Here is a 19,420-nt window from a genome sequence, read left to right as displayed (position 1 = left end):
GCGGCGATGTAGCGCGCGGATGCGCGGGCTGCGCTTGGATCGCGACGCGTTAACCGATTGCGCGGCAGGTGGTCGAGGCCGCCGTCGAGAAGGACACGATCAATGATCGCTGTTGGCATCAGACTCGCCACGCTCGCCGCGTTCCTGTTCAGCTTTTACGCTGTCGCGCCGACCTATCCGCCAACGGCGGCGCGCATTCCGGCAGCACGCGTCGGTCCGCGCGCTACCGCGGTGGTCGGGGCCTTGTCGGAATGGGCGGCGGAGTGTCTGTCTAGTTTTGCCGATGAGTGTGTGGGTGGGGTTCGGTTGCGGTGTGGGGGGCAGGAGGATGGTGAATGTGGCGCCGCGGCCGCTAGCGCCTTCGACGACGAGGCGTCCGGCGTGTGCGGCGACGATTTCCTGTACTAGGGCCAGCCCGATCCCGTAGCGGCGCTGACCGTCGGGTCGGGTGGGACCGTGGGCGAACCTGGTGAATAACTGCTGGGTCTGGTCAGGGTTGAGGCCGATTCCGCTGTCGGCGACTGCCAGGCGAATAGCGCTGTCATCGTGATCAATTCGTAATTCCACCCGGCCACCGGGTCGCTCGTGTGCGATCGCATTGTCGACGAGGGCTGAGACTGCTCGCCGCAGTGCCGGGCCTGATCCTGTCAGCGGCACGGTCCGGCTGTCGCTGACGACCTCGAGGCCGACGCCTGCGGCGGCGGCGTGCGCGCGGTAGCTGTCTCGCACCTGCTTGGCGAGGGCGACGAGATCGAGATGTTGCCATCTCTCGGGGTGTGCGGCGCGTTCAGCGGAGACCAGCAGGTCGTTCACCACTTCTCCCAGCGCGCGGGTGTCTGCGACCAGGCCGGCGATCTCGCGCTGCATCGGCTCGCTGATCGGTTCGTGGGTGGCTTCCAGCGCGAGCATCTGAGCGCGGGTGTGTAACACGGTCAGCGGTGCTCTCAGTTCGTGGGAGGCGTCGGCGACGAATCGGCGCTGTAGCGCAAGGGCGTCGGCGAGGGGCCGGACGGCGCGGCGCGACATTATCCCCAGCGCAGCTGCGACGCCGAGCATCCCGAGGATCTCGGCCCCGGCCAATGAGGCGAGCAGGCGTTGTTCATCCGCTTTCCGGGGTCGCTGGTCGACTAGCGCCGCGACTCGTCCAGTTTTGTTGTCCTGCACCAACAGTCGGTAGTCGACGCCGTTGTCCGACACGTCCTTGTACCCGGTGGGCAGATCAAGAAACGAGGTGGCACCTGGTGGGGCGTTCGCACTGAGGCTGACCGTTCCATTAGGGCTGCGTAACGCCAAGGCCATACCCGGCGGTGGATCGGTCACATCGTCAACGATGCGGCTGATGTCAGCGAGTTCCCGATCGGTGGCTTGCCGCTGGCGGTGGCTGTCGACCAGGTAGACCAGCAGACCGATGACGACCAGCGCCGCGGCCAGCAGCACAGCCGACCGTAGTGCGGCGCTGCGTCCTGCCCTTCGCAGCACCGCGGCATCGGCCAGCTCGGCGGGGGTTTGAGTTTCGCGGCGGCGCGTCACGCGGAACCGAGGCGGTAGCCGAGGCCGTGGATGGTCACGATGACGTCCTTACCGAGCTTGCGGCGCAGGTAACTGACGTAGGTGTCCACCGCGCCGGGACGCTCCGCGCCGTCGAAGACCCGTGCCAGGAGTTCCTCGCGGGTGAAAGTGCGTCCCGGTCTGATGGCCAGGACCTGCAGGAGTGCGCATTCGCGGGCGGTCAGCTCGACGGGGTCCCCGCTATCGTCGTCATCGACGACGTGACGTTGCTGCGGGTAGAACCGTCGCCCGCAGACCGGCAGCGACGTGGCATGTTCGCTGTGGCGGCGCAGCAGCGCGCGCAGCCGCGCCAGCAGCTCGGGTATCTCGAACGGCTTGACCAGGTAGTCATCGGCGCCGGCATCCAGGCCCTCGACACGGTCGGACAGGGTGCCGTGAGCAGTGAGGACCAGCGCCGGGGTGACCACGCCGCGAGACCGCAGGCGTGACAGGAGTTCGACCCCATCGAGCACGGGTAATCCGCGGTCGATCACCATCGCGGTGTACGAGCGGCTGAGTCCTCGGTGCAAGCCGGCCTGGCCGTCGTGGGCCAGGTCCACGGTGTACCCCTGGCCGAGGAACAAGCGTTCGAGCAGCGCCGCGAGCTGGCGGTCGTCCTCGATCACTAGGAGGTGGCCGTCAGCGGCCGGCGTGGAGCAGGCAGCGCCGGTGCGGGCAGATGCCATAGCGCGAATCCTCGCACGGTAGAGGGCGGTGAACTGTGGTCTCCCAGAAGTTTCGCAGAACTGGTTGGCACTGTCTGGGTCAGGAACCGATGTCGCGAGCGATGCCAAATTGGCCGCCCGGCGTGGGTTTCGCGGGCGGCTCACCACCTCGGCGCCGCACCCACGATTGGTTGGAGCGAAGATGCGCAAGTACGCGACGGAGTTCATCGGCACGTTCGGGTTGGTGTTCACCGTCGCATGTGTTGTCCTCACCACGTCAGCGCTGGCCCCGCTGGCCATCGGGTCGGTGTTGATGGTCATGGTCTACGCCGGCGGCCATGTCTCGGGCGGACACTACAACCCGGCCGTCAGCCTGGCGGTGTATCTGCGCGGCAGGCTGCCGCTGATGGACTTACCTGCTTACTGGCTGGCCCAGATTCTCGGCGGCGGGTTGGCCGCAGCCGCGGCCAACCTGGTCATCAGTCCGACCTCGTCGACCCCGGCGGCGCTGAGCTTCACCGGCCGAACCATGAGTGCAGCCTTGCTGGCGGAGTTTCTGTTCACCTTCGCGCTGGCCTATGTCGTGCTCAACGTCGCCACCAGCAAGGACCATCCGGTGAACTCGTTTTACGGGCTCGCGATCGGCTTCACCGTCGCTGCCGGCGCGATAGCCGTGGGCGGAGTCAGCGGGGGGGTGTTCAACCCGGCCGTCGCGATCGGCGGCAGCGTCATCGGGATTTTCTCGTGGTCAAACCTATGGCTTTACCTGGTGGCCGAGCTGGTTGGCGCCGCTGTTGCTGCGTTGGTCTTCCGCCTCGTCAACGCCGACGACCACGGCCCTGTCCCGCCACCGGCCACCGAGATAGTCCGAGAGTCCGCCGGTCGCTACGCGCAACCGGCGCCCACGATCGAGTCGCCTTTGAATCCCCCCTCGACCCCAGTCCAGTGATTCTCGAAACAACAAGTCGTCACCAGTACACAAGGAGACACCAGCAATGACCCGACCGCAGCCAACCCCCCCCACCACCACCGATTCCGGTGCCCCGGTCCCCAGTGACGAGCACTCGCTCACCGTCGGCCCCGACGGGCCGATCCTGCTGCACGACCACTACCTCATTGAGCAGATGGCGAACTTCAACCGGGAACGCATTGCCGAGCGTCAGCCCCACGCCAAGGGCGGCGGTGCGTTCGGCCACTTCGAAGTGACCCACGACGTGAGCGCCTTCACCCGGGCGGCGGTGTTTCAGCCAGCGACCAAGACCGACACCCTGATCCGGTTCTCCAGCGTCGCCGGCGAGCGCGGCAGCCCCGACACCTGGCGCGACCCCCGCGGGTTCTCGCTGAAGTTCTATACCGCCGAGGGCAACTACGACATGGTCGGCAACAACACCCCGGTGTTCTTCATGCGCGACCCGCTGAAGTTTCAGCACTTCATCCGCTCACAGAAGCGCCGCGCGGACAACAACCTGCGCGACCACGACATGCAGTGGGACTTCTGGACGCTCTCCCCGGAGTCAGCGCATCAGGTCACCTGATCCCGCGGACCTGGCGGCACATGAACGGCTATTCCAGCCACACCTACATGTGGGCCAACGCGCACGGTGAGAAGTTTTGGGTGAAGTACCACTTCATAACCAACCAGGGCATCGAATGCTTCACCCAGCACGAGGCCGATCAGATGGCGGCGGCCGACGCCGACTATCACACCCGCGACCTCTACGAACACATCGCCGGCGGCGACTTCCCCAGCTGGACGCTCAACGTTCAGATCATGGCCTACGAGGACGCCAGGACCTACCGGTTCAACCCCTTCGACCTGACCAAGGTGTGGCCGCACGCCGATTACCCGCTCACCGAGGTCGGCCGCCTCACACTGGACCGCAACCCCACCGACTACCACACCGAGATCGAACAGGCCGCGTTCGAACCGAACAACCTCGTGCCGGGTATTGGTTTGAGCCCCGACAAGATGCTGCTGGCCCGGGGGTTTGCCTACTCCGATGCCCACCGCGCCCGCCTCGGTGTCAACTACAAGCAGATCCCGGTGAACGCCCCGCACGCACCCGTGCACAGCTACAGCAAAGACGGGCCGATGCGGGTCCATAACGTCGCCGACCCGGTGTACGCGCCGAACTCCTACGGCGGCCCGACGGCCGACCCGTCCCGCACCGACGATGCCGGGCTCTGGCACGCCGACGGTGACATGGTCCGCGCCGCGTACACGTTGCGCTCCGAGGACGACGACTGGGGCCAAGCCGGCACCCTAGTCCGCAAGGTACTCACCGACGAGCAGCGCCAGCGACTAATCGACAACATCGTCGGCCACCTACTCGACGGCGTATCCGAACCGATTCTGCAACGCGCATTCACCTACTGGCACAACGTGGACCACAACCTCGGCGACGCCGTTGCATCAGGCGTGCGCAACCAACAGGGCAAAACGGACACGAACTCCGCAGCAGGCCAACCCTCCGACGCCTGATGACCGCACCGATGTACGGAGATGAATCGGTATCGGCACGCCAGGTACCGGGCCAATAGCTAAGGTGTGCTGGACCTATCAACTCGCACGCTCGTCATGCAGGTCCTTGACGTGTCAACTGCTTCCCGACGTGACCCAGGCCCTCGAAGTTAGCCCGGTGATTCCCTTCGCCAAATGAAGGCCCGACCCAATCAGGAGTTGACAATTACCACGATCGCAGGCCTGCCGGCCCATGTTCTGCTGGTTCATCTCGTCGTCGTCCTCGCGCCAGCGACCGCGCTCTTGGAGATGTTATGCGGACTTTGGCCGGCAGCCAGGCGTCGGCTGGTCTGGCTGGTATTGGCCATGGCAGTAGTGACAACCGTGTTGACGCCGCTGACCACCGAAGCGGGCCAGTGGTTACTGGACCAGGAAAAAGACCCGACCGCAATACTGCAGACACACGCCGAGCGCGGCGAACAGATGATCTACTTCTCGATTGCGCTTCTCCTAGTCGCCGTTGCGCTGGCCTTCTTGCACTGGCTGGAGGGCCGATCCGACAAGCGCCGAGCCGCCGCCAATATCGCGGTGCTGCTTCTGGCGGTAGTCGTAGGAATTTCGTCCATCGTTGCAGTCGTGCGGATCGGTGATGCCGGGTCCCGGGCGGTATGGGGCGACAACGCCAACAGCGGTAATTAGTTTCGGTTTCACCGTGCAAATGCGTTAGCGACTCACCGTTGTGCGCGTTCCTGGACTTGCCGCCGAATTCCGTCGAGTGCGTCATTTACGTTCTCCGCCTGCCATGACAGCCTGGGGTAGGAGTCACACAGCCCTAGGTACACGCAGTATTCGGCTGACCACAGGACTCGGTAGGTGACGCCTTGGTCGTCGACGGTCACACGAGCTGCCGACCAGTCGGCGTCGCGACGGGTTCTCGGATCGCATTGCCTTGGCGCGCGGCTCACCGGTTACTGTCAGTTGTGTGCACCGTTCTTCTTTCCTTTCGCGCAGTTAGCAGGGCGGCGGCAATGACCTCGCTTCGTTAACAGGATCTCGAATGTCGCCGATTTGCAGCGTTCGGTCGGGTCACCGCTAGCCCATCCCGTCACGATATTTGAACATGTTGGGTTGTGAGGAGGGTCAGGTGATTGCCGTTCCGAAAAGATGCCCAATACCGTAGGTGAACGCCAATCCAAGCGCGCCGCCAATCACGATACGCAGCACGGCGCGGCGAATGTTGCTGCCGCCGATGCGCGCGCCGAGTGCTCCGGCCAGGCCGAGCGCAACCAGCACGGCCGCGAAGGTAATCGGCACCCGCAAGCTGGGCGGGGGCAGCAAGATGGCCAGCAGCGGCAGTGAGTCTCAACATGCTGATCGAGGGTGTGGGCTTCGACTACACGGGTGCGGATTGCCGCGGCTGGATGGCCGACGCGGGGTTCCGCGAAAGCTATGTCGAGCACCTGGTCGGTCCGGACTCGATGGTGATCGGCATCAAGTGAACGCGGGGGAGCGGCCATTTTCTTCACGCACATGAGTGGGCGAAGGCTATTCGACGCGGGGACGGCTAGTTGTGTGGGTTGGCTGGGGGACGGGTGGACCACCATGTGAGAGCGGCGACCAGTATTTGTGCGGGGATCCGGAGAACGACGAGCTTGGGATCGATGCCGAGCGCGCGCATGCGGTCGGGGTGCCGGGTCTGAGCAATCGCGGCGGGCAGGGTCGGGACAAGGATGGCCAGGTTGGTCCACCGGGCCAGGGCGCGTAGTCGAGGGATGAACATGCTGATTCCGCCGAGGAGCTGGATGACGGCGGTGACAGCACTGATGGGTTTGCGCCATGGCGAGAGCTGTTCGGGGACAAGTCGTTCGAACCATTCGTGGTTGATGATATGGGCGATGCCGGCGCCGGCGAACGCGGTACCGAGCACGATGCGGGTGCGGGTCGGGTCGGGGGTGGTCATGGTGTTTTCCTTCGAGTCTCGGTGGCGTGCGAGGTTGGTGTGACGGCGCGCAGGAACGTCTCGGTGAAGACGTCGCAGACGGTGTCGAGGTCGGGCAGTTCGATACCGGGAATGGCCGCTGTGGTGGGGCGCACCAGCATGTGGATCGCGATGGGGGCGATGAGCTGCTGGATCAGCAGAGGTAATGGGATCTCGCGGATGCGGCCGGAGCTGATTTCTCCGGTCAGCCATGACCCGAGACTGTTGAGCAGCCGGGGTGCGTTGTGGCCCAACAGGTGTTGAATGGCGGGGCTATCGGGCCGGGCTAAGGCTTCGGCGAGCAAGGCGGGGGCCACGCGGGGCTCAGTGGCCAGGGTGTGGGCGATCAATCCGTAGAGGCGCCGCACTGTTGTGGGCAGATCGCCGTGCTCGGTGTCGAAGAAGTCTTCGATGTGCAGCAACGGGCTGTGCCGTTCGAACAACGCTCGTAGTAGCTCATCGCGGACCCCGAACACCGCGTACAGACTGTTCACCGAGCATTGGGCGCGGCCCGCGACCGCTTCGAGCGTCGCCGCGGCCAGCCCGGCCTCGTCGATGAGGGCGGCGGCGGCGTCCAGAGCGCGGGTGCGTACCGGTGCTTGGCCGCCGGGATCCACTCCGGCGGCGGCGACCGCGGCGTCGAGGTTCGCGCGGGTGCCGCCGAGGCGGCGGATCAGGGTGCTGCGGGAGAGTCCGGCTTCGCGGGCGATCGCGATCACCGGAACGTCGGCAACGTCTTTGCCGAGGGCGTCAGCAGCGCGCAGCGCTGCGTGCACCAGATCGTCACCCACGGCTGCGGAGACTCCAGCGACGGGTTCGGTTGACGGTTTGTTGTCCGGCATCAGCGGAGGTGCTGGGCGCCGTCGACCATGAGGTTGGCCCCGCTGACGTAGCTGCCCATATCGGAGGCCAAAAACAGCACGGCCTTGGCGATTTCGTCGGGCCAGCCCGGCCGTCCCGGCGGCATCATGGTGGTGAGCATCGTCGCGGCTCCGGCCTGAGCGAGCCGGTGCACGATCGCTTCACCCAATCCGCGGCTGCCGCCCGTGACCACCGCGCATCTGCCGTCCAGCCGCAACAACTGCTCCCAGGCCGTAGGGGCGGGAATGCTCGGCAACTGCGGTGTGCCCATCATGATCCCCGTCCCTTCGTCGGACACAGCCTTGATACTCGAATGACTGTAACCATTACTCGAGTATCAGGGAGGAGTGGTTCGTCGATGGCATGTCCGCTTGATGGCGGCCAGAGAGTGGCTGTGTATGCCCGATCAGTCGTGTTTGGCCTCGTAGCGCAGCAGGACTGTGCCACCGGGGAAGGTGCGGTTTTCCAATAGTCGCAGTGAGATCCATGACGGCAGGGTCGGAAAGAACGGGGTGCCGCCGCCCACGGCGGTGGGCGTGAGGACGATCCGGTATTCGTCCACCAGTCCGGCCTGCACGATCGGTGCGGCCAGCGTTGCGCCGGCCACCTCCAGCCTGCCGTCGGTTTCGGCTTTCAGCTTCGTCACCACTTCGACGGGGTCGCCGCGTTCCAGTCGGGAGTTCCAGTCGACGGACTCCAGGGTGCGCGAGAAGACGACCTTGGGCATGTCGCGCCAGATGCGGGCGAAGTCAACGATGAGGGGGGTGGCGTCCGGGGCCTGGTCGGCCGTCGGCCAGTATGCGGACATCAGTTCGTAGAGCCGCCGGCCGTAGAACGACAGGGCGGTCTCCCGCTCGAAGTCGTTCCAGTACTGGTGCAGTTCTTCGCTCGGATCGGACCAGTCGATGTTGCCTTGTGCGTCGGCGATGTAACCGTCCACCGACACGTTGAAGCCATAGATGAGTCTGCCCATGCAGATCGGACTGTACCGGAGAGCAAAACTCATCGCGTCGACATACGAGGGCTCGAGGGCATTCGTTCGAAAGCCCTCATCCAAGTGGCAAGTCACGGCGTGGCAGTGGCATCGCAAACTGTTTGCCGAACCGCCGAGCGATCAGAAATCATATGAAGGCCCGAGCGCGTCGAGGGTTGGGGCGCCGACTCGGTTCCTCGTGATCCCGAGCGAGACCTCGGAGTTCGGTCGTGCCGGGTATGACCCAGCCGTTCCAGCATCGCCGGTGTCCGCGCGCCACGCCCCGTCGCATCGACGACAAGATCGGCGGACAGTTCTGATTCTGATTGGCTGTGACGGCTTACTATTCGCGCCCCGGCGATGCGAGAGCTCTTCCAGCACATCCCGCTCCACCACGGTGACCGTTTCAAAAAACTCGGCCAGTGCTCGCGCACCCACCAGGTCCGCCATGCTGGCTCCCAGAACCACGCATGCTCACCGAGCTCCGCCATCGGCAACCTCTCTACGTACGTCACTGTGGCAGGGTTTGCGCACCCGGCGCCTTCGCGGATGATTCGGCACGCAGTTGCACGTCCGAAGCGTCGATCCAGCAATAACCCTCATCGTTCGGCTTGTACTCCACGCCGGTGTGGGCGCCCGGCGTAGTGGCGGACTGCGTTGAGACGTACCAATCGAATTGCCGCAGATACGCATACGTCTTTGCGTCGGCTGCCTTGCCCAGCACGTCGCCACTGGTGGGTCGGTTTGGTCCAAAGGACAGGACCGGTTCGAACGGAAACTGCATCTTGCGCCGACCTCCGCGAGAGTAGGCGTAGAAATCCCTTGTCTTGTAGAAGATTCCGCTTTGCGCAACCGTCCCTGTAGTGCGCCCGCTCAACTTCTGGTCGCGCTTCAGTTCGGCGTCGCTGTTGTCGAAGCAAGTCTGATAGACCTTCGCGAACATCTCTGATGCCTTCGCGTCGACCCGCTGGGTGTAGTCCTTCTTGGTGAAATCCCAGACGTAGGCGCCCCAGTGCTCGCCGTCATCCGTCGCTTCGACGGGCGGCCGCTTCTGCTCGTCCTGCTGAGCGCGAGCATCGAACAACAGTTGGTGAAAATCGTTCAGGTTCACCGCATTGAACATCAGTTTGGACACTGCCATCTGCTGGTCCTCTGACTTCAGCGACGTGATCACGATCCGTCGATGTTCCGGCACCTCGTGACCGTCGGTCTTCTCGCCAGCCATGATCTTGTTGATCACCCCCAGATCAGTGATCTTCGGGTTCAGCGGGTTGTCGTTGTCGTCCACCAACTCGACGCCCGGACTGGCACCGACATTCAGCCACCAATCCAACTTCTGCATCCCTCGCAGTTGCCGCTTCAGCGCCCGCAATTCCGCAGCCTTCATTCCTTGTCGGATGTTGGCCCAGGTCTCCAGGACGATCCGAATGACCTCGAGCGCTGCCATCGCGCCTGCTCCCGCTCGCGCGCCCTGCCGAACGTCGCCGCCGGGCCCGCGGGGGATGCCCGCCCTGCCCTCACTCGCGGCGTGCACCATGGCCTCAGCCTGCATCTGCTTGGCCAGCGCACCCATCGACGCCATCGCCATCCGGTTCTCGCGCTTGGCCCTGGCCGCCTCCTCGCTCATCTTCGACAGTTCGACTTGCATCTTCTGCATGTTGGACAACTCGGTTTTCCAGGCCTCGCGAACGGTCTCAAGCACTTTGGCCGAACCCATCAATTGGACCGCCTCACGGTAGGCATCGCCCTGCCGGGCTTTGAGACTGGTCATCGCGACCGGGTCCTGCTTGAGCATCGCGTCGGTCATCCCCAGCGCCAGCTCGTAGACCCTGCCTGAGGACTCCATCATGGCGGAGTTGAAGTTCACCGAACTCTCGAACTCGCCGAGGCGTTCGGCCTTCATCATCTCGGTGCCACCGATCTTGTCGGCGGCCGCCCGGCAACCCGAGGCGTCGAAGTTCTTGTTGAATCCACCGCTGGCCTTCACCGCGTCGGCGGCTGCAGTCCACCATGCGTTGGTGGCCTCGGCGCGGGCCGCGTCTTCCTTCTCGAGCTGCGCAAGCGTTTGACGTGCGGAGGCAGCGACGGATGAGGACCCCGTGGCCTCGGCGGATGCGATCTGAATCTCTAGAGCGGTACGCATCTGCTGAACCGAGAAGGCGACTTTGCGCGACTGCATCAGTGCCGATTCGGCGGGCTTGATTTTCGCGGAAACCTCGGCCTGCTCCTCGGGGGTCAGCGCCAACGGGCTGGAGACCCCGCCCTCGACCTTCTTGATGCCCGAACCACCACCTTCGGGCAGCAGAACTGTTTCGATCGGAAATCCGGCGGCATGCAGGCAGCGCACGTGGTTGGTCTGTTGTTCCAGTTTCTCCTTCTCCGTTTGAGCAAAGAAGGTGGAAGTGCCATCGCTCGCGTCATACGCCAACCGCAGGAATCGCAGATAGTTCAACCCTGCCTCAGCCTTGCGGGTCTCGGTGTTCGCACCGCCGTGATGCGGCAACTCAAACTCCTTGAGCTGGCCTTGACCGAATATGTACGGCATCGCCGACGGATGGATGTAGTCGAACATCTTCATCACTGTGCTCGGCTCGGAATCGGCTGTGTAGACCCGAACTTCGCCGGTGAGGAGGTCGCGCACGATAGAAATCGGGCTCCCCGCGTTGGTGGCCCGTTTCGAGCCGCCACCGGCCAGTCCGGCCTGGGCCGGAGCCCACCGCAGGTCGGTACCCTGCAGCGCACCGGACACCTCGCGGTGTACGTGCATGCCCTCACCTGTCACATCGATCTCCACGACCTGGCTGCGCACCGCGTTGATTCGCACCGACGCAAAGGACTTCATCGCGGGATCATTCAGCTGCTGCTTGGTGATCTCTACCGATGGCTGGGGCATACCGCAGTCCTTCACTACCGCCTCAAGATCCGTCAGGTGATCGCTGTCGGTGTGTGAAATTTTGATGATCTCTGGGGTCTTCGCAAGGCCGGCCGCGCGCAGCGCGTTGACTGCCCTTGCCGTGTAACCGACCACGTTCCCGGCGTCGAAAAGTCGCGTCGCGCCGTCGGCTCCCACCAGAATGATCGCGCGCCCCGCCCCTGTCTCCACCAGATACGTTGTGGATCGCGGCGTGTAGTTCTTGCCGACGATCTGCCGCATTTCGAGGCGCGCCGCCCCAGCACCGGACCCATATCGGCCGTGCATTACGACTTTGACCGGATTGAGGACGAAATCGCCCTGTGGATAAAGCTCGTCGAGCTTCTTCAGGTCACCCTCGGCCATGCTAATGCCGAGTGCGCGTAGTGCGTCGCCGGACTTCGACGTCGTGGGAGCGTCCGCCGGTGTGGAGTTCGGCTCGGGCTTGTTCTGCCGTTGCATGGCGATGCTCCCGGCAAGCGTCGGTGCCGACGTCGGCAGACCGTTTGGCTCTGAGCAGATTTCGCTACCGGTCAAGAGCGCGGACACGGCGCGGTTGCCTGCGCTCTGTTGTAAACCGAGCAGCGATCCAGTCGCCGGAGGCTTGGTGGTTTGCCGGCCGGCGGGCGCGATGACAGGAGTTGTGGTGTCGAGGCTCCGGTCCACCTGTCCAGGGTATGCGCAGCGAGGTGCCGGATTCTGCCCGAAAGTGCGACTTTAGGGGCGGTGTTCGGCTGTCAGGAGACTCCCCGGGAAACAGCCAAGGGGAGCCGTGGTTCAGCTCGGAGAAGGACTACCGCGACGGGCGGGTAGCGGCGCGGTTGACCCAGCGTTCGCTGTCGCGCCGGGAGGAGAGGCGCACGACGTGTAGATGCGGGTGGAGTGCGTCGACACCTGGTACCCGGTCACGGCATTTGTTGCGGGTTCGGATTCCCCAGCGCACGATGTGGTCGGGGTCGCTGAAGAATTTGTGCAGGGGCCCTTCGTAATTGCCATTCCACAGCTCCACCCGACGGATCCGCCTGCGCATCGTGCGGCGCGTCAACTGATAGAGGGTGAGTGGTGTTGGAAGGTCGAGCCACAGCATCGTGTCAGCACGCTCGACAATCTGGTCGCGGACCGCCGCATACTGCCACTCAATGACCCACGAATCGGCAGAAATGATCCTGTGCACGTCGTTGACGAAATCGTCTCGCGGCTGCCAATCGCGGCCGTGAAAAAGGCTGTCAATCTCGATGTAGGGGAGCCCCAGGCGATCGGAGACACGGCTCGCCAACGTTGTTTTGCCCGATCCCGCTACTCCAGCGATGGCGATGCGCCGCGGCTGCCAGGTGATCGGATCGGATGCTGACAACACTCGTCCGATCCTAAACCAGGCTCGCAGAGTCCCCGAGCGGACGTCGATAATGACGTGCTGCCCGCTCGTGCGGCGAGGACGAGTACTGTCAACCACAGCCGAGAACCGTTGTACGAAACATTTTGTGTAGCAGCGGGGTTCAGGTGGGTCACCAGCTGCGCCAGTCGCCGGTGACTATCGTAGCGCCTGCGCCGACCAGTATTCGACGAGTCGACAAGCGCACCGGTGCCAGTACGGTTGGGTCAGTGGGCTGCTACGTGTCGTGGATCAGGCCGCCGACGGGACTACCAGACGGGTGATCGAGAAGGGAGGAAGATGAATGCGACCGATCCGCTCGACAGCGCGGGGCGCGGTCTCTTCGCGGGGACAGCGCGGCACTATGCGCGATACCGGCCAGGCTATCCGCAGGCCTTCCTCGGCGACGTCATCCGACGTCTGCGCCTCGACGGCACGGGTCGCCTGCTCGATTTGGGCTGCGGCACCGGTCAACTGACGCTTCCGCTGGCAGCCCACGTCGCTGAAGCCGTCGGCCTGGACCCCGAACCGGACATGATCGCAGAGGCCGCCCGGCAAGCACGGCAAGCCGGGGTCACCAACGTGATCTGGATACAGGGCCATTCGGCTGATCTCCCGGGCGACCTCGGTCACTTCAAGCTGGTCACCATGGGTCGCTCGTTTCATTGGATGGACCGCGAACAACTCCTGAGGGCACTCGCCGAGATGGTCGACCACGACGGCAGCCTGGTCATCGCCAACGACAGCAACTTGTTGCTGCCCAGCACACCGTGGCAGCGGGCCATCGGAGCCATCCAGCGGCGCTTCCTGCCGCCGAACTACCAGGACGGCCTGACTCCGGCGGCCCACACCGGCCAGACACATGAGCAGATATTGGCCAATTCAGCGTTCCGGCAGATGAATCGACAGGTCTATGAATGCACACGGACGTGGACCATTGGACACATCATCGGCTACCTCTACTCGACCTCCCTGCCGCTTCGCCGACTGCTCGGTGACCGACAGGCCGCGTTCGAGGACACGGTCACCGGCACCCTGCTCGCCATCGATCCCACCGGTCACTTCACCGAGACTTTTACGCTGGAAGTGTTGATCGCCAATAGGAACTAGCTGCTCACGATCCGTGATTCGAGCCGGCCGTGGGTAGGGGTCACCCCGGAAACGGCGGTCCGACCGCTGTGCGCGCGCCGAGTGCCCGCCCCTTTCCCCAACCCAGTTCGCGGCGGTATCCGCCGAGCAGGCCCGCCGCGGCCAGCGCGTCGGCGTCGTGGAACCGGGAGCCGGCGGCCACCGGCACCGCCAGCGGGGCGACAAACAGCGCGTCGGTCGGGCAATACGCCTCGCACTGAAAGCACGTCTGGCAACTGTCGTGTCTGGCGATCACCGGGACTCCGTCGGCGCCACGGTCGAACACCCGTGTCGGGCACACGTCGATGCAGCGATCGCAGGCGATGCACCGCCCCTCGTCGACGATCTCGATCACGCTGCCCACCCCCCGGCAGATGCCAACGGTTCGGGGCGGGTCCAGATCTCGTCGAGTCCGCCGGTGATGAGCCGATGGTGTTGGGCTGCATCTTCGACGGGATGATCCAGCCGTCTGTGCATGCCCCGGGTTTCGGTGCGCCTCAGTGCGGTGTGGTACATCCATCGCGCGTGTGCCGCCATCGCCGCCGCTTCGCGTGCCCGGAAGGCGCCTTCGCCGACGCCCACCAGCCCGTCCCGAATTGCCGACCAGGTGAGGTGAAGCGATTCCAGTGCCGGTGCCATGCGGTCCGCGTGACGCAGATAGTTCAGATCGTATGGCAGGACTTGGCGTTGCACCTCGGCCACCACCGCCCGGTGATCGAGGTTGGTTCGCCCGGCGGGCCGTAGGCCTGCCTGCCCGGTGGGGCGCAGCGGTGTGCCCGGTCGTCCGCGACGGGCGGCGAACGCCGCTGCGCCCTGTCCGGCCCAGCTGCCCGAGGATGCCGCCCATGCCGCGTTATGGCTTCCGCCACCGGTGAATCCACCGCAGATGAGCTCACGCGTCGCAGTGTCACCCGCCACGAACAGGCCGGGGACATCTGTGGAGCAGTCGTAGTCGGCGACGCGCACGCCGCCGGTGCCACGCACGGTGCCTTCGGCGAGCAGAGTGATTTCGAAATAGTCGGTGAAGGGATTGATGCCCATCCGGTCGAAGACGATGAAGAAGTTCGGCTGGCCTTTTCGCATGGCGATCTGCTCGTCCTCGGTGGCGCGGTCGATCCTGGCGTACACCGGTTCAGACAGTAGGGTTTTGGCGATCACGGACCGTCCCTTGGTGCTGCCCGCACCCTCCAGCACGGTCTTGTCGGTGCGGTAGAAGCTCGCCCACGAGTAGTACGCGGTCTTGCTCAGCGAAGTGCCCTTGACCGCGATCGCGTACGCATTGGAGAACTCCATTCCCGATAGCACCGCGCCCGCCTCAACCGCCATCAAAGCACCGTCGCCGGTGTCGACATCGCAGCCCATGGTCTTGGACTGGAAAGCACAGCCACCGGTAGCGAGAACCACCGCGGCGGCCTCGACGCGGACGGTTCTGCCCGACTCACGGTGCACGGCGACGGCACCGGACACCACACCATCGTCGTCGACGACGAGCTCGAGCGCCGGCGTGTGATCGAGGATGCGCACGCCGAGGCGATGCACCCGGGTGCGCTGCCGTCGCATGTACTCGGGCCCCTGCAGATCATCACGGATGGAACGACCGGTGGAGTCCACCGGGAACGGATAACGCTGCACATCGGCGAGCTCGTCCATCCGGGCGTGGGTTTCGTCCAGAACCCTTGCCATCCAACCTCGGTCAGCCAGATGACCGCCAAGGGCTTCGCGGCTGGCCATCGCAGCCTCGCGTAATTCGGGCACGTCGTCGACGTACCACACGCCGGTACCGACCGACGCGGTTGCGCCGCTGGCCCCGGTATAGCCCTTGTCCACCAACACGACGTCGACGCCGGCCTGCGCCGCTTTTATCGCCGCCCATGTGCCCGCAGGTCCGCCACCGACGACCAGGACATCGGTCGTCAACGTTTCGTAGTTCGTCATGACCCTCCTTGCTATGCCTTGAGTCGGTCGGTGCCGAACATCACCGCCGACCACACCCAAAGGGCCGCCACGGCCCACACCACCCTAACGCACCGACAGTGAAAGCTGCCGCCGATGCGCCCGCTGCGTGAACCGGGTTGGCGAGGTCATCGGGGTCGATATTCAGTTCGGCGTCGAGATGTGCGGCCAGCACGTCGTGGTTCTTCAACTCGGCGGCGACTTGCGCGGCGGTCTGCGGTGAGAGTCCTTTGGCCTCATAAATCGCAGTTAGCTCGGCATGCTCGTCGTCGGGCAGCTCGCGTAGCTCCCGGCGTTCCTTGTCTACTAGGGCGGCTTCGCTATCACGTTGGCTAGCGACCGACACGTACTCTCCGAGCGCCATCGATACCGCTCCCGCGACCAACCCAGCCAATCCGGCAGTGAAAATGGGGCCGCGGGAAGTGGTGGCACCCGCGACGCCGACCACGATGCCGGCGACCGACACGATCCCATCGTCCGCGCCAAGAACTGCCGCCCGCAACCAGTTCAACCTGCCCGCAACGCCGCCACCGTGCGGCTCGCCGGAATGGTCCGCTGCACCCGCCATCGCCGAGATATCCCGCCGCCTTTCCGCCGGCGGCGTGGGGGCCGCCCCCAAGCTCGGCTGCGGATCGTCCTCCATGGGGCTCCACTCAATCGCAAAGGCAACAATTTCACCAGTTAATGCAAAAGAACAGAGACCCCGCCCCCGTGAACCGGACTGAATTTGTTGGACCACCCCGCTTTTGGTGGGGTGCATCTAGACAGTATAGGGAGGCTGGGGCTTTGCCTACATGTGATCGTGGGTTGCCGTCAGGAGTGGGTCCTGGCCGCTAGAGCCTCAGCCGCCGTCGAGTTCCCGTGGCCGGTGCCGGCGTCGTTTCGGAGTCGATTGACCGCGGTGGCCAGCAGGAACAGACATTGATGCACTGCGCGGTGCGGGTCGGGATCGAGCTTCGGCAGCTCCGTGGGGGTGGCCATGCCGATAGCGGTAAAAGCACTGGTCAACGTGACCGGGAAGTTGCCCGACACCGGGTAGTCACCCAGAAGTTCTGTCAGAACGTGCCGGGCGGCGGCTTCGTCGAGTTCCTTGCCAGTGCCGACCTGTAGAGGTGCGTCGTCGGGGCTGGAGTTGATTCTGTCGACGTAGCTGCGCAGCGTCACTGTGAGTTCTGTGCCGCTGAGGTTGTCGATGACGGTCGGCCGTGTGGACCCGTCGGGTTCGAGTGTGAAGCCGAGCGGAGCGAAGGCGTTGGACGAGCTGGGTCACTCTCGCACTGCCGGCGTAACTCTCGCTGTCAGGGTTGAAGCCCCCGTGGGCCCGACACAGCGCCACAAGTTCTCGGGCCAAGGGCAGCCCCGCAGTCGCGTTGTGCGCTGCTGGTGAGGCGAAGACATGTCGGATTCGCTTCATCTTGCCCAGGTGGGACCCGTTCGATGTCCTTCCCTCTGGCGCGGGGTCGAGATGACCGAGGCCGTGGCGGGCGAATGCATCGCGGAGCTGCTGGTGTGAGGGGCTGCCTGAGATATCGAAAAAGGGGCCAAGGGCCGCGCCCAGCTCGGTCAGATTCATGACGGCTGCCTCGACTCCAGGACTTGACTGTCCACGGGTGCAGCGAGGTACCGGTATGCCGTGGCTCGGCTGATGCCGAACGCTTTAGCGAGTTCATGAACGGGTTCTCCGGTCTCAGCGAGACGACGGAGCTGTTGCTGCCTTTCAAGGGTCAGTTTGGCGGGCTTAGTGGCCGGCAGGCGGCGCGCCCGCCTGGAGTCACGAGAAGCGGCACGGCGCTCGCGGCCGAGCTCGAGCTCCAGCTCGGCCAGGGTGGCCATGATGGCGGCCACCGCGCGGCCTGTCGGTGTGCCGGTATCTATGCCTTCACGTAAGGCGCGCAACAGGATTCGACGTTCGCCGAGTTCCGCGATTGTGCGAGTAACTTCGGCGACGGAACGCCCGAGACGATCGATGGCGGTGACGACCACGGTGTCGCCCTCGCGGGCGTAGTGCAGCAGGGCCGACAGGCCTGGCCGGTCGGTATTCACCGCACCCGAGAGCTTGTCGGTGAAGATCTGGCCGGATTCGATGCCCTGGGCAGCAAGTGCGACCAGCTGTCCATCGAGGTCTTGGCCCGCGGTGCTCACCCGCGCATACCCAAGGATCGTTGTCACGCCACCACCGTCTCATCGACCTCCGACATTGAAGATCTGAGACACGCGGTATGAGACAAGAAATGAGACGGTGCGACCTGGCGCTATTCGACCGCAAGGTGGGCCGCGTACTGCTGTCTCGTTTCTCTAGAAACGAGAACAGCTCCTGGCGACACCGTGTCCCCCTGAACACCCTTGTCACACACGTAGTGTTGTGTGACACTGTTTATTGTTTGTCATACAAAATTACGTTAAGGAGGGCGATATGGCTGTCTTGAATATCCGAGTCGACGATCAGGTCCGCGCTGAACTCAAGGACATGGCTGACGCCGAGGGTGTCACCGTCAGCGAGTACGTCCGCGATCTACTCATGGCCGCGCTCGTCCCTGGCTATGAGTCCAAGGAGGACCACGGTGACCTGCCGGCGCCGGAGACGATGCGGATTGCTGACCGGCAGGTGCTTTCCCTGCTTCACCGCATCCTCGCGCGCGTGCTGCCCGAGGACAACGACGACGTGGACGGAGACCTCGGTTATCAGCTGGGGCGTGCGCGGGTGATCGAGGCGGGCTACACCGGGGAGTACTGGCGTGAAGTCGCCGGGTTCAGCCCCGAGCTGTCCAAGCGTGATTGTGGCCGTGTCCTGGACATCCTCGACATGTTCCGCATCATCACCTTCAGCATCCGGCGGCTGGAGAAGGACGGGACCGCAGTCGACGAGGACCTCAAGTACGAGCTGGAATTCCGGGGCTTCGACGGCAACGACGGCCTCGAAAACCACATGGCCCGCTACGTCGAGTTCCTCATGAGCGACGGCCGGTGGGCTGAACTGCACGAACAGTGGAAGAGCAACGACGAGGGGAACTCTCACTCCCTCATGCTCGACACCTACATGCGCATGGTTGCCGAACACCGCCGCATCAAGGCCAGCCGCGACCGCGGATTCCACCGAGAGGACTACCTGCTGTCCCTCGACGAGCTGCAGCAGATCGCAGACGCTCGCCACCCGTCGCGCCGCGGCTAGCCTTCGAGCGGGGCCTGGCTCCCCCGGTCTGGCGCAAAAGACACGAGACGGCTCCCGCCCGGCCCGCAAGCGGCCCGGTTGGGTCTGAAAATCCCGTGCCCCACTCAGGAGCGCGCGAGGCCGCCAAAAAGCTGTGCAGCAGAGTATTCGGCGTCGAACTACCGTTCACGGGCATGAGAAACCAGATCAGCACTCAGTGGGTGCTCATCGAAGCAATTCAGGCTGACGACGTCCTTTTCGACCAGGACTCACAGTCGAGCTGGCCGGTCCTCAGCTGCCAGCCACATCCGGCGCAGCACTGGCGTCGTCTGGTGTCGGGCGAGCCCGGGTCCGGTCGCTGCCTTAATGCCCCGATCGGTACATGGGTCCGTCGAGTGCTGCAGGAGCAATGATCAGAACCT

General features: G+C 64.4%; 17 protein-coding genes and 3 pseudogenes. 6 read left to right on the top strand and 14 right to left on the bottom strand.

The features are described 5' to 3' along the window. Window positions 1-99 precede the first annotated feature (99 nt). Both AC2VOK_RS19535 and AC2VOK_RS19530 read right to left on the bottom strand, forming a co-directional pair. The gene (locus AC2VOK_RS19535) at window positions 100-1,530 is read right to left on the bottom strand and encodes a sensor histidine kinase (RefSeq protein ID WP_237159635.1); all 1,431 of its coding nucleotides are present in this window, start codon (window positions 1,528-1,530) and stop codon (window positions 100-102) included. Further along, window positions 1,527-2,234 (bottom strand): response regulator transcription factor, encoded by a 708-nt coding sequence (locus AC2VOK_RS19530; RefSeq protein ID WP_083123065.1) that lies wholly within the window; start codon window positions 2,232-2,234, stop codon window positions 1,527-1,529. Before AC2VOK_RS19530 ends, AC2VOK_RS19535 begins: the two co-directional genes overlap by 4 nt. 181 nt (window positions 2,235-2,415) lie before the next feature. On the opposite strand from AC2VOK_RS19530, the gene AC2VOK_RS19525 reads away from it, so the two are divergent. From AC2VOK_RS19525 to AC2VOK_RS19515, 3 genes and pseudogenes are all read left to right on the top strand, one after another. Beyond that, window positions 2,416-3,162, top strand: a complete 747-nt coding sequence (locus AC2VOK_RS19525; RefSeq protein ID WP_083123064.1) for an MIP/aquaporin family protein — start codon at window positions 2,416-2,418, stop codon at window positions 3,160-3,162. A gap of 46 nt (window positions 3,163-3,208) precedes the next feature. After that, window positions 3,209-4,695, top strand: a pseudogene (locus AC2VOK_RS19520) (catalase). A 204-nt stretch (window positions 4,696-4,899) separates the two neighbouring features. Next, window positions 4,900-5,373, top strand: coding sequence for a DUF2231 domain-containing protein (locus tag AC2VOK_RS19515; protein WP_110918829.1), 474 nt, complete (start codon window positions 4,900-4,902; stop codon window positions 5,371-5,373). 441 nt (window positions 5,374-5,814) lie between these two features. On the opposite strand, the gene AC2VOK_RS19510 is transcribed toward AC2VOK_RS19515, so the two are convergent. Further along, entirely contained in the window at window positions 5,815-5,988 is a 174-nt protein-coding gene (locus AC2VOK_RS19510) for a VIT1/CCC1 transporter family protein (RefSeq protein WP_428901928.1), read from the bottom strand. A gap of 41 nt (window positions 5,989-6,029) precedes the next feature. Here AC2VOK_RS19510 and AC2VOK_RS19505 point away from each other — a divergent pair, with 41 nt between their 5' ends. Next, window positions 6,030-6,173: a hypothetical protein gene (locus tag AC2VOK_RS19505; RefSeq protein WP_428901927.1), complete on the top strand. Its 144-nt coding sequence runs from the start codon at window positions 6,030-6,032 to the stop codon at window positions 6,171-6,173. A 65-nt stretch (window positions 6,174-6,238) separates the two neighbouring features. Here the strand turns inward: AC2VOK_RS19505 and AC2VOK_RS19500 are convergent, their stop codons facing one another. The 6 genes from AC2VOK_RS19500 to AC2VOK_RS19475 all read right to left on the bottom strand — a co-directional run bounded on the left by AC2VOK_RS19500 (window position 6,239) and on the right by AC2VOK_RS19475 (window position 12,754). Continuing rightward, on the bottom strand, window positions 6,239-6,634 hold the full coding sequence (locus tag AC2VOK_RS19500; protein ID WP_428901926.1) for a DoxX family protein: 396 nt from the start codon (window positions 6,632-6,634) through the stop codon (window positions 6,239-6,241). Continuing rightward, complete coding sequence (locus tag AC2VOK_RS19495; RefSeq protein WP_428901925.1) at window positions 6,631-7,443, bottom strand: TetR/AcrR family transcriptional regulator; 813 nt, start codon at window positions 7,441-7,443, stop codon at window positions 6,631-6,633. The genes AC2VOK_RS19500 and AC2VOK_RS19495 overlap by 4 nt, the downstream gene beginning before the upstream one ends. Before the next feature lie 50 nt (window positions 7,444-7,493). After that, a complete protein-coding gene (locus tag AC2VOK_RS19490; RefSeq protein WP_428901924.1) occupies window positions 7,494-7,811 on the bottom strand; it encodes an SDR family oxidoreductase in 318 nt (105 codons plus the stop codon). Window positions 7,812-7,919: 108 nt separating this feature from the next. After that, window positions 7,920-8,486, bottom strand: a complete 567-nt coding sequence (locus tag AC2VOK_RS19485; RefSeq protein WP_428901923.1) for a dihydrofolate reductase family protein — start codon at window positions 8,484-8,486, stop codon at window positions 7,920-7,922. Window positions 8,487-8,997: 511 nt separating this feature from the next. Next, on the bottom strand, window positions 8,998-12,063 hold the full coding sequence (locus AC2VOK_RS19480) for a ComEC/Rec2 family competence protein (RefSeq protein WP_428901922.1): 3,066 nt from the start codon (window positions 12,061-12,063) through the stop codon (window positions 8,998-9,000). A gap of 127 nt (window positions 12,064-12,190) precedes the next feature. Then, window positions 12,191-12,754, bottom strand: coding sequence for a P-loop NTPase family protein (locus AC2VOK_RS19475; RefSeq protein ID WP_428901921.1), 564 nt, complete (start codon window positions 12,752-12,754; stop codon window positions 12,191-12,193). A 315-nt stretch (window positions 12,755-13,069) separates the two neighbouring features. Here AC2VOK_RS19475 and AC2VOK_RS19470 point away from each other — a divergent pair, with 315 nt between their 5' ends. Further along, window positions 13,070-13,879 carry a class I SAM-dependent methyltransferase gene (locus tag AC2VOK_RS19470; protein ID WP_202375174.1) on the top strand — a complete coding sequence of 270 codons (810 nt, stop codon included), beginning with the start codon at window positions 13,070-13,072 and terminating at the stop codon, window positions 13,877-13,879. A 70-nt stretch (window positions 13,880-13,949) separates the two neighbouring features. Here the strand turns inward: AC2VOK_RS19470 and AC2VOK_RS19465 are convergent. From AC2VOK_RS19465 to AC2VOK_RS19445, 5 genes and pseudogenes are all read right to left on the bottom strand, one after another. After that, window positions 13,950-14,252: pseudogene (locus tag AC2VOK_RS19465) on the bottom strand (4Fe-4S binding protein); the annotation flags it as partial. Further along, window positions 14,249-15,832 (bottom strand): FAD-dependent oxidoreductase, encoded by a 1,584-nt coding sequence (locus tag AC2VOK_RS19460; RefSeq protein WP_202375175.1) that lies wholly within the window; start codon window positions 15,830-15,832, stop codon window positions 14,249-14,251. The gene AC2VOK_RS19460 and the pseudogene AC2VOK_RS19465, both read right to left, overlap by 4 nt. A gap of 85 nt (window positions 15,833-15,917) precedes the next feature. Further along, window positions 15,918-16,418: pseudogene (locus tag AC2VOK_RS19455) on the bottom strand (VIT1/CCC1 transporter family protein); the annotation flags it as partial. A 245-nt stretch (window positions 16,419-16,663) separates the two neighbouring features. Continuing rightward, the gene (locus AC2VOK_RS19450; protein WP_237159639.1) at window positions 16,664-17,014 is read right to left on the bottom strand and encodes a hypothetical protein; all 351 of its coding nucleotides are present in this window, start codon (window positions 17,012-17,014) and stop codon (window positions 16,664-16,666) included. A 405-nt stretch (window positions 17,015-17,419) separates the two neighbouring features. Further along, on the bottom strand, window positions 17,420-18,019 hold the full coding sequence (locus AC2VOK_RS19445) for a recombinase family protein (RefSeq protein ID WP_083123077.1): 600 nt from the start codon (window positions 18,017-18,019) through the stop codon (window positions 17,420-17,422). A gap of 244 nt (window positions 18,020-18,263) precedes the next feature. Here AC2VOK_RS19445 and AC2VOK_RS19440 point away from each other — a divergent pair, with 244 nt between their 5' ends. Next, entirely contained in the window at window positions 18,264-19,019 is a 756-nt protein-coding gene (locus AC2VOK_RS19440; RefSeq protein ID WP_083123076.1) for a YfbU family protein, read from the top strand. Window positions 19,020-19,420: the final 401 nt, after the last annotated feature.

The organism is Mycobacterium sp. TH-M116 (genome assembly GCF_057473685.1).
Note: the sequence above shows the minus strand (reverse complement) of the source record. Positions and strands in the feature narration are given on the sequence as shown.